We start from the raw sequence: 456 nt of genomic DNA, 5'->3' as shown, positions 1-456 counted from the left end.
GTTCTGTTTTCCGCAGTTTGCAGACGAAGCGGAGCTACGCGAGTGGCTGGCGCAGCGCCAGATAAAGGCCGATAATCTGACGCAATTAACCGCTTTTCGCCACACTTTCAGCCATTTCCACCTGGATATTGTGCCGATGTGGCTTACAGTGCACTCATCTGGCGCATGCATGGATGAAGGCAACGCACTCTGGTATAACTTAGCGCAGCCGCCGTCGGTCGGTCTGGCGGCCCCCGTGGAGCGCTTGTTGCAACAGCTAAAAGCCGGAGCGCCGGTATAAATTTTTCGGCTATCAAAGAGGATTAATTATGAGCAGAACCATTTTTTGTACCTTCCTGCAGCGTGAAGCGGACGGCCAGGATTTCCAGCTGTATCCGGGCGAGCTCGGAAAGCGTATTTACAACGAAATCTCCAAAGAAGCCTGGGCGCAGTGGCAGCACAAGCAGACCATGCTGA

Annotated in this window: 1 protein-coding gene; it reads left to right on the top strand. The window is 53.7% G+C overall.

What is annotated here, in order from left to right; genetic code table 11:
* Positions 1–280: NUDIX domain-containing protein (locus I6F12_RS37035; RefSeq protein ID WP_225158550.1), on the top strand; the 280-nt coding region annotated here is incomplete at its 5' end.
* Positions 281–456: the final 176 nt, after the last annotated feature.

Origin of the sequence: Bradyrhizobium sp. IC4059, assembly GCF_020193615.1 — a bacterium.
Lineage (GTDB): Bacteria > Pseudomonadota > Alphaproteobacteria > Rhizobiales > Xanthobacteraceae > Bradyrhizobium > Bradyrhizobium yuanmingense.
Note: the sequence above shows the minus strand (reverse complement) of the source record. Positions and strands in the feature narration are given on the sequence as shown.